At 63.6% G+C, this 14,246-nt stretch carries 9 protein-coding genes; 1 reads left to right on the top strand and 8 read right to left on the bottom strand.

Going from position 1 to position 14,246, the window contains the following annotated elements:
- The coding region (locus BLT64_RS24905; protein WP_496559549.1) for a D-alanine--D-alanine ligase at nucleotides 1-476 on the top strand (476 nt) is incomplete at its 5' end.
- Nucleotides 477-635: 159 nt separating this feature from the next.
- On the opposite strand, the gene BLT64_RS24900 is transcribed toward BLT64_RS24905, so the two are convergent.
- From BLT64_RS24900 to BLT64_RS26655, 8 genes are all read right to left on the bottom strand, one after another.
- Entirely contained in the window at nucleotides 636-3,695 is a 3,060-nt protein-coding gene (locus tag BLT64_RS24900) for a CapA family protein (protein WP_164901592.1), read from the bottom strand.
- A complete protein-coding gene (locus BLT64_RS24895) occupies nucleotides 3,695-5,503 on the bottom strand; it encodes a hypothetical protein (protein WP_011748689.1) in 1,809 nt (602 codons plus the stop codon). Before BLT64_RS24895 ends, BLT64_RS24900 begins: the two co-directional genes overlap by 1 nt.
- Nucleotides 5,500-6,387 (bottom strand): alpha/beta fold hydrolase, encoded by an 888-nt coding sequence (locus tag BLT64_RS24890; protein WP_011748690.1) that lies wholly within the window; start codon nucleotides 6,385-6,387, stop codon nucleotides 5,500-5,502. The genes BLT64_RS24895 and BLT64_RS24890 overlap by 4 nt, the downstream gene beginning before the upstream one ends.
- A 2-nt stretch (nucleotides 6,388-6,389) precedes the next feature.
- Nucleotides 6,390-8,114, bottom strand: a complete 1,725-nt coding sequence (locus tag BLT64_RS24885) for a hypothetical protein (protein WP_011748691.1) — start codon at nucleotides 8,112-8,114, stop codon at nucleotides 6,390-6,392.
- A gap of 2 nt (nucleotides 8,115-8,116) precedes the next feature.
- On the bottom strand, nucleotides 8,117-9,403 hold the full coding sequence (locus BLT64_RS24880; RefSeq protein ID WP_041529964.1) for a TolC family protein: 1,287 nt from the start codon (nucleotides 9,401-9,403) through the stop codon (nucleotides 8,117-8,119).
- A 97-nt stretch (nucleotides 9,404-9,500) separates the two neighbouring features.
- Nucleotides 9,501-10,700, bottom strand: coding sequence for an HlyD family type I secretion periplasmic adaptor subunit (locus BLT64_RS24875; RefSeq protein WP_011748693.1), 1,200 nt, complete (start codon nucleotides 10,698-10,700; stop codon nucleotides 9,501-9,503).
- Nucleotides 10,700-12,904 (bottom strand): type I secretion system permease/ATPase, encoded by a 2,205-nt coding sequence (locus tag BLT64_RS24870; RefSeq protein WP_198140499.1) that lies wholly within the window; start codon nucleotides 12,902-12,904, stop codon nucleotides 10,700-10,702. Before BLT64_RS24870 ends, BLT64_RS24875 begins: the two co-directional genes overlap by 1 nt.
- 109 nt (nucleotides 12,905-13,013) lie before the next feature.
- The coding region (locus tag BLT64_RS26655) for a cadherin-like domain-containing protein (RefSeq protein WP_217633924.1) at nucleotides 13,014-14,246 on the bottom strand (1,233 nt) is incomplete at its 5' end.

Genomic DNA, 14,246 nt, shown 5'->3' with positions numbered 1-14,246 from the left:
GGGTTCATATCGTGCGCAGCGGAGAAGCACCGCCGCAACTGGCTACGAACGAGGCGGAATCGGCCGATGTCATGGCCGAACGCTATGTTCCCGGCAGGGAGCTGACTTGCGCGGTGCTGGGCGGAGAGGCGCTGGGTATCATCGAAATCGTCCCCAAGGACGGCGCATGGTATGATTTCAGCGCCAAATACGAGATCGGCGGTTCACGACATATTTGTCCAGCCGTCTTGCCCCCGGATATCGAGGAGAAAATCCTGCGATATTCCGAGATTGCACATCGGGCGATCGGCTGCCGGGGCGTGACGCGCTCAGACTTCCGCCATGACCCGGATACTGGAGAACTCATCTGGCTTGAGATCAACACCCAGCCGGGGATGACACCGACCTCGCTTTTGCCCGAGATTGCGGCACATCACGGCCTCACATTCGAGAATCTTGTCTCATGGATTGTCGAGGATGCGTCGTTGCGGCGTTGAGCCTGCAGAGCAGCCGCAGTCGCTTTATATGCGCTGCATGACATCACAACCCAATTCCAGATGTTTTACCCCTGTAGGGGCTTCATATTCACGTATCGGGAAACCCTTTCCACAGGGCAGCGATTTGGCGCGAATGGGAGGGGGAAATCCCTCCCTACGCTAACCGTGTTTGACAAACCGGCCCATGATACGCCCAAGGCCGACGGAATTCGACGCCTTGAGAAGAACGGTGTCCCCCGACCGCAGATGGCCGGCGAGATTTGAAAGCAAAACCTCCACCCGGGGATAATGCGCGCCATCGACCCGCCCGGCCCCGGATTTCGACAGCTCATCCCAAAGCTCCTGCATCAGCGGACCACATAAAAGCACCTCGTCCGGCCTGATCTTCAGGATCTGCGCCGCAAGTCCGCGGTGATAACGCGAGGCGTCCTTGCCAAGCTCCGCCATGTCGCCGAGGATCAGGATCCGGCGCCCGGCCACCTTCATGCCGGCAAAGGTCGAAAGCGCGGCCTGCATCGAGACTGGGTTCGCATTATAGGAATCGTCGACGACCGTCAGCGGACAGCCCTCGAACTCGACCCGGGAAACCGCGCCCCGTCCCTCGGCCGGCTGGAATTCTTCCAGCCCTTCCAGGAAGGGCGCCAGATCCCCGCCCAGCAAGAGGCGCACCCCGATACAGGCCAAGCTATTCATCGCCATATGCCTGCCCGGAGCCGAGATGCGGTAATCGAGCAGCCCGCCTCCGGGCAGGCGGGCTTTGACCCGCCCCGTCGCCTGATCATATCCGACAAGGCGCAGATCCGCGTCTTCACCCGCACCAAAGGTCACGACACACAGATCGCGCTGCTTGGCGCGATCAAGGAAAACGTCGTAGAAATCTATCTCGCGGTTCAACAGCAAGGTGCCGCCGGGCGCGATCCCTTCGACCAGATTGGCCTTGCGGCGGGCGACCGTCTCCAACCCCTGCCCCGATCTCTGCATGTGGGAGGGCGCGATATTGGTGACGAGGCCGATATCGGGGCGCATCAGCCGGATGTTCTGGAATTTCGGTGCATTGATCGCCGTCACCGCCGCCTCGACCACCACCAGATCCGTCGATGGCGGAGTGTTTGCCAGCAGATGCAGGATGCCGACCCGTGAATTATAGTTCAGGGCCGAGTTGCCGATGACCTTGCGGTCCTTGGCCATGGCCGCCATCAACATCAGGCTTTGCGATGTCTTGCCTGCGCTTCCCGTCACCGCGACCACATGGCCCTTCAGCCGGTTCCGACCAGCGACACCAAGCTGGATCAGCGCATGAAGCGGATCAGGCACTTGAAGCAGCGGAAAGCCCGGTGCCAGCCCCTCCACCGGCCGTGCCACCATCGCAGCGGCGATCCTGCCTTGCAGGGCAGGAAGCTGGTCGTGAATATCCCAGTGCTTACCGGCGGTGAAGTCGGACAGCTCGTGCTTCATCGCCATGCGCCTGTCGATCACCGCCAACAGTTTCGGAGCAGACACGTTCCAGTTGTCGAGCTGCCGGGACTTATGCGTGACCGAGCAAACGAACCAGGCATCCGAGGGCGGCACCAACCACTTCCCCCCCGTGACCTGTTCCAGTTGCTCGGCAGTCCAGAGAATTTCCGGCGTCGGGCTGATCTTGTCGGGCGGCGGCACGTCGTAGCGCGGCGGATTGGAGCGCAGAACCGCGAACCCGGCCTTTGGCGACAACTCGAACCGGATCTGCTTTGGCAGGACATGCCGCTCAGTCTTGCCCAAGTGGCTGACCAGCCCCACCGAGAGCATCAGCGTCTCATCCACCCAATCGCGCACGGAAGACGGCCGGAGGGTATAGAAGTCGCGATAAATCCGGCCCGGCTCCCACCGGCTGACCGGCCACATCCAGTCACAGGGATCATGCGAGCAGCCAAGCCCCCAAGCTCCTATCGGCCCGGGCTTTTCGGGATCGGCACGGAAATCGATACGCCAGTCGCAATCCACAGGCTCGACCAGCCGCCACCAGGATTCAACCGCGATCAGCCCAATCCGGTCCAGCCGTTCGGGAGAAACCCGCAGGCCCAGAAGCTCCAGCGCCCCGATCCGCAGCGGTGCGGGCAACAACGCGTCCGACGGGACGTCATCGGCAAGCCATTCCGGCCGCGGCTCTCCGAGCGCGGCGGGGAGCCGGCGTGCCACCGGCGCGGCCGGGGGGCGCGAAGGGCCGGCGATCCTGTCGGGCGGAGTGAGGTCGAGATGCGCGCGCCCGTCCTCGCCGATCTCCATTCGGGTGCCAAGCGCCGCACATTTGCCCGCGAACCTCTGGACGGCCTCCGTCGCCGCCGGCTGGGCAAGCGGAACCGTGCGACAGAACCCAACCTCCAGGGGCAGGAACGCGACCCGGCTTACGCCGCGATGGTCGATCTCGAGCGTGAAAATCCCGCTGTCCTCGTCGCCACGCGTAAGCGCGTCGAACAGGAGATCCCCGGCATCGTGCAGGATGGGGCGATCCTTGTAGACCTCCACCCCCTGCAAGAGATGCGCCGATGCCCCAAGCACCGCGTCGGCCCCGGCATCGATCAACGCATGACCGCCAGCGATCTCCAGCGCATCCGGCTGGTGAAGATTGTTCCGGCCCCAATGGATCGCCACCAGAACGATATCGGCCAGCTCGCGTGCGGCGGCGATCCGTGGCGCCATGAGCGCGGCCCATTCCGCCGGTTTCGCCGGATCGAGCCAGGCGGTTCCGGGGCTGCTCTCGCCGGCCGCGAAGCTTTGCTGCGTGGCATCCAGCGCGAACAGGGCAACATCGAGATGCCCGGCACGGCGGATCACCGGGCGGAACGCCTCCTCCCGGTTGCGGCCGGCGCCAGCATGGCCGATTCCGGCCATGTCGAGCCAAGCAGCCTGTTCGACCAAAGCCACCGGGCCATAGTCTCCGCTATGGTTGTTCGCGGTCGTGACCAGATCGACGCCGCCCCGCAGCAAGGTCTCCAACATCTCGGGACGGGCCCGGAAGTAGTAGGAAGAACGCTCCCCCTTGTCGACGCATTCCTCCCCGCAGGTCGCAACGACACATTCAAGGTTCACGATCCTTAGATCGGCCTCGACCAGCGGCATGATCCTGGCCAGCGCATCGCGCCCATGCGCGTGCCGGAAGCGATAATGAAACCGCCGCCCGATGTTCACATCGCCGCCCCAGGCTATGGTGACGGGTTTCGCGGTCTGATCGTCGCGATTCATCATACCTCCATTGAACAGATTTTCCCGGCGCGAGAACAGGCCTCGCCCTCCGGTCGGCACGTTTCGACCAGACGGCAGCGCACCAACGCCGCCTCCAGTTGGACCACCATCCCGAGCATCGCAGAGAAATCGCCCGCCTGATTCCGGCGAAGAAACTCGGCCAAAAGGGCGACGAGCAGGCCATCCGCGACCTGGAACCCTGCCAGCGCCGGTCGCTGCCGCGCCGCCGCTTCAAGGCATTGCTGCAATTCCCGCTCGGGGCGGTCACGGAACGGCCAGTCGGCCCCGACCGGCTCCCATTGCCAGTGCGTCCAGTTGCAGATCCGGGGTATATCGCCCGTCCCTTCCGCCATGCGCCGCGCCGTCAGGAGCGGCAGCACTATCTGTGAGGGTTGCCGCGCGAGCCAATCCAGCACCGTCTGCCAGCTGCCGTGCAGCACGGCGCAAGCAGCCGCCTGCTCAGCGGTTACCGCCAGACCGGACAGAATCGACCAGTCGATCCGGGCAAGGCTCTGTGGAAGCCGCTGATGGGATCTCGTATAGCGATCCGCCAGGTCGAGCGGAATTTCACAGGCGAGAAGCTTTTCGCGCAAGGCAAGCGTAAGGTCGCGATCCTTCGAGGCGGGCAGCCAGGACCAGTCAGCCCTCCAGCGAAAGACCAGGGCGAGATGCCCCTCGACCTCACGCGCACTCAGCAGTTCCGGGGCCGGCCAATCCGTCCCAGCCGCTTGCAGCAAATCGCGCTCGTGCCGCCCCATCCCGGCGAGCGACTGGTAGAACAGCTTGAGCAACAGGGCCCGACGGTCGCCTGGATCATCCGACCGTGCCACCAGGTACAGTATTTTGCCCCGTTCGGCCCATTGCGTCGCCGCCTCGTCGAGTATGAAGCCCCGGGCTCCCATATCCGCCAGCAGCGGCCGGAGCCAGTTGTCGCGCAGCGGCGGGGCGAGCAGCGCGGGCAGTCCCCCCTCCAGCCGTGCGGCGGGCCGCAGCGGTGCATCGGCCAGGAACAGCGCCTCGATACGTTCTTTCCGGCGCAGCAATCCCGCGAGGATCGTGGCCGACAGCATCAGAAAGATCAGGATCTGGCGCGACAGCAACAGGGCCATGAACACCGCCCAGAACTGCGGCATCGCCCCTCGCCAGGCATCGTGGATGACCCAGCCGACAAGCAGCAGGAAGCCCAGCCCCCACCAACCCTTGCCGCGCAGCTCCGCCCCTACGCCCTGCTCTGCAGCCAGAGGCAGGAACGAGACCAGCAGCGTGCCGGCCACGACATAAGCGATCAGGATGACCAGCAGTGCCGGATAGCTCAGCCCGATCAGAACCGCGGCGATCAGGCAATAGGCCAGCATCGCGAAAAACCGCAGGAACCGCCGGTAATAGGTGCTGGCCTGTTCGCGCAGGCTGTTGGAAAATCCCAGCTTGTCATGCCTTTCGACAATGATCGCCGCCGCGTACCGCCCCAGCCGGGCAGCGCCGGCCTCGGCCGCCAGATGCAGCACGAAACAGACCAGGACCAACGTCATGAGGATCGTCACCACCGTCCCCGAACCGAGTTCGCCGAAGATCATCTGCAACCGGACGGAGCTATGCCCGAGGCTGAGAGTCGCCAGGATGTTCCAAGGTAGCAGCAGCGCAAGCAGCAGTGCGATCTGGGACAGGATGAACAGCACCGTGTAAAGCGGCGCGGGCCAAGCCAGTTCGGCCTGAAGTGCCCGCCCCATCCGCCATAGCCAGCGAACCGCATCTGGCGACAGACTGCGTAGCGCGGCCCCGTCACCGCTCCAGGCCGGCATCGCGCTCATGGCGTCCCCCCGGCCGCACATTCCGCTGCAGCCCGCGCCCCCGGATTGCCAAGCAGGTCGTGAAAGCCCGGTGGCTGCGCCGCCGCCTCACGCAATTCGGCGCGATGTCCCCTTGCGACCAAGCCTTCGTGAAAGCGTCGCTGGAAGTGGAACGGTGTCACGCGGTCGTCCCGATTGCCGATGACAACGATCAGGCGCTGGGGATCGTCAACGATCCCGTCGAGATGCTCCATCGGATCATAGGGATGCGGCAGGCCGGTCAGGTCGAGACCGGGCCGCGACCGGCTGCCGCGCGCCTCACGCAACGCCTCGGCACGCTCCAGCAGGTCGAAGGCGCCGGAGGTCAACACCGCGCAGGCAATATCGTCGCGCCCCAGGGTCAGCAGTGCCGCCGCAGCCGTTGCGCCACCGCTATGACCCATCAATACGAAACGTCCGATCCGATGATCGGCTCGGATATCGTCAAGCGCACCGGCCAACGCCAGAAACTCCTCTGGCTGGCGCCGTCGCAGGTGATCGCCGCTCGACCCGAATGTTCCCGGCCGCGACAAAATGATGACCGGAAAGCCCATCTCCTCGGCCAGAACACCGGCAAGCGCAGTCTGCGCCGAAGAGGTGTTGCGCGGAATATCCTCGGGTTTCCGTCCCACCCAAGTATCACGGTCGCCGCGCAGGACGACGATCACCACTGCGGCGGCATCGATGCCCGGCGACGCGAAATAGCGCAGGCAATCCGCGCCGCCATCATATTCCGACCAGACGCCGCCGGCGGACAGTTCGCAATCCTCCCGCGGGATCTCGACGCCCCAAGGCAACGCCACCTCGGCCAACGCATGGGACGCGGCTGTCAGTGCAAGGGCCAGAACCAAAGCAATACGCCACATCGTCAGGCCCGGACAGCGCCATCGGAAGATCCCGCTACCGCCTCGATATAATCTGCATATGCCACCAGTCCCGACAGATAGTGCTCTACATCGTCGATCCGGACACGAAATGCGTGGTGCCGGATGAAGAACGAGCCGAGGATCCGGTCGGGATTGCGGCAGAACATCGCATATTCCGGCCAGAAGTGGCCGTTCAGCAGATATGAGGCCCGGAAATGCAACGCCTGTTCGAACTTCGCCTCATCCACCCCGGCCAGAAGCTCTGCTCCTTCGGGCATCGCCTTCAGGCGGTCAAGCATCTTGCGCCCCGCCATCATCAGTTCGAGCAAGGTCGGAAAGGTGGTGATCCGTTGCAGGACGAAGTCGAGAAAACCCTCGAAATTCCTGATTCCAAACCGGAAATACCGCATCTCGGGGCGATAGAGCGTCAGTTCGTTGGTGCAGTAACTCAACCAATGATCGTGGTGCTTCCAGTAATCCTTTTCGATGAAATGGCCGAATGCCTTTTCGACCGCGGCGATCCAGCGCTCATCCTTGCTGAGGCTGTAGAGCCGCATCAGGGCAAAGGCCGCCTCGCCCTCGTAATAGACGATCCGGAACCTTTCCTTTACCGCAAGGTCGGGCCAGGTCAGCACATGCGTGAAAGAGCCGTCCTCGGCCTGCATGTGCAGGATGCCGCAGGCAAGATTTTCCATGATGCCGGCATAGCGGTCGGTGCCCATGAGAGAGGCGTATTTCGACATTGCGAGAATGGCCGTCGCATTGGCACCGAGTTTGATCTCGTCTCCGGTATCGACCACGAATGCCATGTCATCGCCCGCTGTGCGAATGAATTGCCGGCATAGATATTCCAGCGCCCGCTCGATCGCCGCCAAAAGCCCGGGTTCGCGCGTCAGCTCCCACGCCTCAAGCATGGAATAGGTGGTGCTGGCATGGCGCAGGGCGTTGTAGGCCGGGATCTGGCGGTCGAAGCAGGGGTGATAGCCATAGATGAAGCGGCCGTCCGCACCGACCTGATGCGCGAGGAAATCCGACGCATCGCCGATGATCCCGCGCAAGGTATCGACATCCAGCGGATCGATCTTGCGCCGGCCCGCATTCCTGCCAGCACCGTAAAGCTCGTGAAGAACGCCGTCCTCGCCGCAGAACAGGCCCGCGGTGTCGAAAACATGAACCTCGCGATCATCCGCGAAATCGACCGTGATGCCTGAGCCGTATTTCTGCTGCGCATAGATCAGGAAATTCTTTTCGTTCACCACGCAATGGGAAATCTGGTTTCCGCCATAGAGCATGGCATTGCCGTTCAGCTCCTGCTCCAGAAAAAGATGGGTAAAGCCCTTCTCCAAAGCGATTCCGCGACGGCTGTAGTTCCGCTTGACCTCCCGCAGGCGTTTGCGCAGCAGCGCCCAGGTCCAGGTCTCGGCCTTCTCGACCCAGTCGAGGCGGAGAAAACGGCCCCGCAGCTTTCTCCGCCCCATCTTCCGGTGCAGATCGGTCACCGCCACCTCCCAGGCCGCATCGACGGTCGCGCCGGAGCCTTGGGCGGTAACGGCACGCGCCGCGCCGTCGGAGACCGAGAATATCAGGGTCACGGCAGGGAACGGCGCGTCGAGCCTCGGCGCCCGGCCATCCAGCGCAGCCCTCAGGCGCGAAAGCCGCGTTTCGAGATCGGCCTCTCCCGACTTCGGCGCATTCGCGGAAAGCGCGCCCCTCTCATGTTTCGTCATGGTCAGAATCCATCCGTGGTAAGCGGGTAGCCGTAGAGCTGGAATTGGGTGAGCCCGAGATCGCGGCGCAGCGCCTTGCTGCGCGCGGCGCATTCGACCAGGCGCTCCTGCAGGTCGAATTTCGCCTCGACCAGCTCGACCTGACGCCCGAACAGGGATTCCTCCATATCCAGAAGATCGGTGATCGGGCGGATGCCCAGGTCGATATACTGGCTGCGATAAAGGTCCCGGGTTTCCGTCAGGATCTCGATCTGGCGAGCCAGCATGGCCCGCTTTTCCTTCAGCGACGAGATCTGCCGCCGCAGCCGCAGGTCATCCAGCCGGATGTTGCGCTCTTCGGTTTCGACCAGCGCCTCGGCGCTTTGCCGGCGGTTGCGCGCCGCATTCTCGCGGGCCTTGATCGCCCCGCCCTCGAACAGCGGCGATTCCACGCCGACATTCAGCCCGGTGGAAATCCCGCCACCGCCGACGGCAGCCCGCCCCAGCGGATTGAGGCTGATGCGGGGGAACCTCGCCCGTTCCGCCTCCTCCAGATTCAGCCGAGCCTTGACGAGCTCAAGCCGCGCGATCCGCAACCCGTCGGTCTCGCCGCCCGGCGGCGTGCAGTTCTGCGGGAAGTCCGGTATCGTGCCGCCCCGGCTTTGGCCCGACAGCCGCAGCAGCTTGTCGCGCGTCTCGGACAGTTCGAGCTTTGCGTCGAGCAGTTCGAATTCCGCCCGCTCGAGGCGATTGCGCGTCTCCAGAAGGTCAGGCGCCGAGGACGCCCCGATGTCGATCCGCTCGGCAATCAGCTTGTGCAGGTCCTGCATCGCCGCCAATTGCGCCGCCTTGACCGAAACCATCTCTTCCAGCATCGCCACCTGGCGATAGGTCACCAAGCCGGTGGCAATGGACTCGTCCACCGCGCGCTGGAATTTCAGATACTGGATCTGAAGGTTGACGTCGGCCGCCTCGACCGCGCGTTTCGTCCCGCCGAAATCGACCAGCAGCTGCTTGCCCGACAGTTCCAGATCGGGATCGCCCGCCCCGGCCGTCCCCACGCCGCCGACCAGGCCGAAGCTCAGGCTCGGCAGCAGGGCCGCCCGTTCGACCGCGATCTGGTCGACATTGGCGCCGGTGAGGCTGGCTTGCTCGCGCACCTCGGGGTCGAGAAGCAGGGCGGAACGCACCGCGCCGCGGGCGCCCTTGCCGTCACCCGGCGCCAGGGGCTGCAGGCTCTCGCCGCGCTCGCCGATCTTGCGAACGGTTTCGCTTGGGGGACCGCTCGCACAGCCGGCCAGAGCAAGCACGAGAGGCAGGACCGCCGCCTGCCTGCATATTGCGCGACGCGTCGGCACGAAAGCCCTCTTCCGCACAGAAGATTTCTTGAATCCAGTCACTTGTGGATCACCTTTCCCTCATGGCCTCGCCGGCGCGATTGAACGGCTGGATCAGGTATTCCAGCACTGTCTTTTGCCCCGTATGGATGTCCACGGTCGCCATCATGCCGGGCACGATGGGAAAACGCTGCCCCGCGTCGTTGACCAGCGCGTCGCTTTCGGCCCGGATCAGCACGCGGTAATAGAACTGGTCCCGGTTGATCTCGTCCTGGATGGTGTCGGGCGAGATCGTCACCACCTCGCCCTTCAGCCCCCCATAGACGGCATAGTCATAGGCACTGACCTTTACCGTGGCCGACAGACCGGGACGGATGAAGGCGATGTCGCGCGGCGTGATCTTCGCTTCGATCATCAGCTGGTCGTCAAGCGGGATGATGTCCATCAGCTTGCCATTGGGCGAAACGACGCCGCCGATGGTGCTGACCTCGATATTCTTGACGATGCCCCGCACCGGGGAGCGCAGCGTCAGCCGCGTCACCACATCCGAGCGGCTTCGCACGATCGGGCGCAGCGCCGCGATCTCGGCCTCGGCGCGGGTCAGATCCTCGCGGGCCTGGACATGGAACTGTGCCGCCGTGTCCGACTTCTGCATTTCCAGGTCGATCTTCTGCTTCTTCAGCCGCAGCACGTCGATATTGCTGGTCGCGCCGGTGGCCTTGAGCCGCTCGTTGATCGTCAGTTCCTGTCCCGTCAGGTCGATCGCCTGATCCAGCATCTCGAGCTTCGCCTCGAGGCTGCGCTTGCGTTCGGCGTAAAGCTGGGTCTCCACCGCGATCAGATCGGGAAAATCGGACAGTTCCTCGGGAAAGACCAGCGGCTGCCCGGTGATCTCTGCCTGAAGCCGCGTGGCGGTCGCAAGCGCGGCGCGGTATTTCGAGGCGCTTTCCTCGACCTCGGCCTCGTTCCGGGTCGGATCGAGCCTGGCAAGGATCTGCCCCGGCTCCACCACCTCGTCCGGCCGAACTTCAAGGCTGGTGAGGATCCCGCCCTCCAGCGACTGGATCACCTGTTCCCGCATGGTGGGCACGACGCGGGCCGTGCCCGTAGACACTTCGTCCAGCACCGCGAAATGCGCCCAGACAAGGCCGCTTGCCAGCAATGCGAAAAAGGCCAGCACGACCCGTTTCGAGCGGGTGAGGCGCACCTCGTCCTCTTCGCCGAAGATGAGGCCGACGTCTTCGGTATTTGCAGCCTGACTGCCCATCATCACTCCTCCCGCACCGGATCGACCGCGGCAGGCACCGGGGCCGCCGCGGGCGGCTTGCCCGTGACAAGCTTGGGCCGGGGAACGGGTGCCGGGCGGCCGCCGGCGCGCATGCGGCGCAGGAAGGCGTCCTTCTCGCCGTCGAACGAGACCTTCCCCCTGTCGACGACGACCACGCGGTCGACCAGATCCAGAACGCGCATCCGATGCGTGGCCAGAACCACGGTCCGTCCGACCATCCATTCCTTGAGCGCGGCGATCAGGGTGCGTTCGGTCTGATCGTCCATCGAGGCGGTCGGCTCATCCAGCAGCACGATGCGCGGGTTGCGCAGGATCAGCCGGGCCAGCATCAGGGCCTGACGCTGGCCCCCGGACAACCCGCGCCCATCCTCCAGCAGCGGATAGTCGAGGCCCTGCGCCATGCGGCTGACGAATTCGATGGCCCCCGAGATCTTCAGCGCCTCCAGAATCTCGGCATCGGTCGCCTGCGGCGCCCCCAGCATGAGATTGTCGCGGATCGTGCCGTGGAAAAGCCGGGAATCCTGGGTCAGCAGGCCGACATCGCGGCGCAGGTCCGAAGGGTCGATCTGACCCAGCGCCATGTCATCCAGCAAAACCTCGCCCTCGCCCGGCTCGATCATCCCGGCCAGTGCATGCAGCAGCGTCGACTTGCCCGCGCCGATCCGGCCCAGAACCGCGACCTTGTCGCCCGGTGCGATCTTCAGGTCCTCGATCGACAGAACCGAGCGGGCCTTGCCCGGATCGTGAAAGAACTCCGCTCCCCGCAGGTGATAGCCGCCCAGAAGCATCGCCACGCCGATCCGGCTTTCCCGGTCGGGATGGTCCACCGGCATGCGCATCACCGCATCCACGCTTTCATAGCTGAGCTTGGCCTGCTGCAAGCGGCTGAATATCTGGCTGAACTGCGCCATTGGCCCCATCATGCGCGAGCCGAGAATGGAGCAGGCAACCAGCGTCCCGGTAGTGATGTCGCCGGCGATCACCTTCGGCGCTCCGACAAAGACGACGGTCGCAAAGACGCTCATCTGCACCGCATGTGCCCAGGCTTGCAGGGCGCTGGTGATGTTGCGCTGCTTGAGCTGGGCGTCGGCGGCCACGGCGTTGAAATGGTTCCAGCGCTGCTGGAAGCGATCCTCGGCCTGGAGCGACTTGATGTCCTCGATACCCTGCACCGCCTCGATCAACATGGCGTTGCGCATCGAGGCCTCGCGCATGCCTTCGTTGACATAGCGATTGAGCCGCTTCTGCACGAGCAGGCCCGGCAGGATCATCGCGAGCACTGCCACCGCCGGAACCAGCGCGAGACTGCCGCCGATATACCAGAAGACGAACAGGAACATGAAAAAGAACGGCAGGTCGGCCAGGACCGAGATCGTGGTCGAGGTCAGCATCTCGCGCAGCGATTCCAGATCCCGTAGCTGCGCCACGAATGAGCCGGTGGACTTCGGCCGCGCCGAGTTCCGAACCCGCATCGCATGCCCGAACACCTGGTCCGAAAGCCGTATATCGGCCCGCTTGCCCAGCATGTCGACGATCTTGGTGCGCGTCCGCCGCATGATGAAATCGAACAGCGCCGCCATCATGACGCCGATGAACAGCACATAGAGCGTGTTGAAGGATTCCGCCGGAACCACCCGGTCGTAGACCTGCTTCGAAAAGATGATCCCGGTCAGCCCAAGGGCATTCGCCGTCAGGGTCGCGATCATGACATGGCCATAGGGCCGCAGATCCGGCAGGGCGAAGCGGCGCAGCCAGCCTTCGCGATAAGGGGCGATGTAATTGTCGACGCGTTCGTCCACCAGCGTCCGCAGCGGACGCGCGATCACAAGCTGGCGGATGCGAGGCACGAGGTCGGCGACGGCGACGATGGTGGCGTCCTGCTCGCCCGCCAGAAGCAGCCCCGCTTCACCCGACTTGCTGAGCGAGGAGACGATCCCGATGGTGCCGTCGTTGAGTTCGCAGACCACCGGCAGGCGCCAGGCGGTCAGTTCCAGTTTCTCCGGCGCAAAAAGCCGAACCCGCAACCCCAGATGGCGACCCAGAAGCGCCAGTTGGTCGGCCTGCGGTTTCCCGGCATTCCATGCCGCACTGTTCAGGGCGGATTGCGCTGAAAAGGAAATTCCATAGTGCCGGGCGACGTGGCCAAGGCAGGTGACCCAACCCGGCGCATCGAGCGAGGCGGTCATGGGCTGATCTGCCGAAGCAGTCTCGCGAGTATCCATAATGGTTCCAGGCAATGGAAAAGCTGTGAAGGCGCGCCGGAAAACCGGCGCGCCCATTCTTGTTCAGGACGGATCAGACGGTATGGGTGCCGTGCAGATCCTCCTCGGTCGAGGCGAGGAAGTCCGTCGCCACAGGCTCGACATCGCTTTCCGCCGGTGCGGGAATTTCCGCATCATCGGAGCCTTCGCCCAGCCAGTCGCTCGGGATTTCACCGTCATCGACAGAAAGGAAGGTTGCCATCGCTGCCGATGCATCTTCGGGAAGGTTATCAGCCTCCACGATATTGATCGTCAGAGTTGCCGTGTCTTCCTGTCCACCGTTGGTCAGCTTGTATGTGAATACATCCTGCTGACCGATGTTGGTGCCATCTTCGAACGGTTCGTAAGAATAGGATCCGTCCGAGTGAACGGTCAGCGTGCCATATTGGCCCGTGACATTCACAGTCGAGTTCACGGTGATCTCGTTGCCCTGCAGATCGAAGATCGACAGTTCGGTGCCCGCAGGCACCACATCACCACCATTGCCATTGTCGTCGAAGAGATTGCCTTCGGCAGCAACAGTATCGACCAGGGTGTCGAGATTGTGGTTGGTGAACGTGAAGTCGGCTGACACAGAACCCGGTAAGGTCACCAGACTCCAGTTCGACATGGTGAACCGGTAGCTGCCTTCCGTCAGACCATCGATAGCAATGGTTGTCGTCTGGCCAAAGATACCAATGAGGTCGATCAACCCTGTTGAGGAGTTATCGGCCACAGTGGTCCAGCTTCCATCCGGATTCTGCTTCTGCAGTACAATCGACACATTATCCAGGATCGCGGCCCAGGACGCTGAGTGAATATCGATCTCAAGATCGGTCAGCGTGCCAGGATCAACCGTGAAGTTATATGTATCCTCCGTATCGCCAAGCACGATGCCAAAGGCACCTAACCACCAAGTATAATCGATGGCGCCAGTTACAGGCGGTTCAGTGACGGTCTGCAGATCAATGCCAGCATAGCCTTCATCATCGATTGCGTCGACGTCCGCATCGGCATCCGCATCGGCATCCGCGTCGGCGTCAGCATCAGCGTCAGCGTCAGCATCCGCATCCGCGTCTGCATCAGCGTCAGCGTCTGCATCGGCGTCGGCGTCGGCGTCAGCATCCGCGTCGGCGTCAGCATCCGCATCGGCATCCGCGTCCGCATCAGCATCGGCATCCGCGTCCGCATCAGCATCGGCGTCCGCATCCGCGTCCGCATCGGCGTCAGCATCCGCATCAGCGTCTGCATCAGCGTCCGCGTCAGCATCCGCGTCAGCATCCGCATC

This window comes from Paracoccus denitrificans (assembly GCF_900100045.1).
Classification (GTDB): domain Bacteria; phylum Pseudomonadota; class Alphaproteobacteria; order Rhodobacterales; family Rhodobacteraceae; genus Paracoccus; species Paracoccus denitrificans.
Note: the sequence above shows the minus strand (reverse complement) of the source record. Positions and strands in the feature narration are given on the sequence as shown.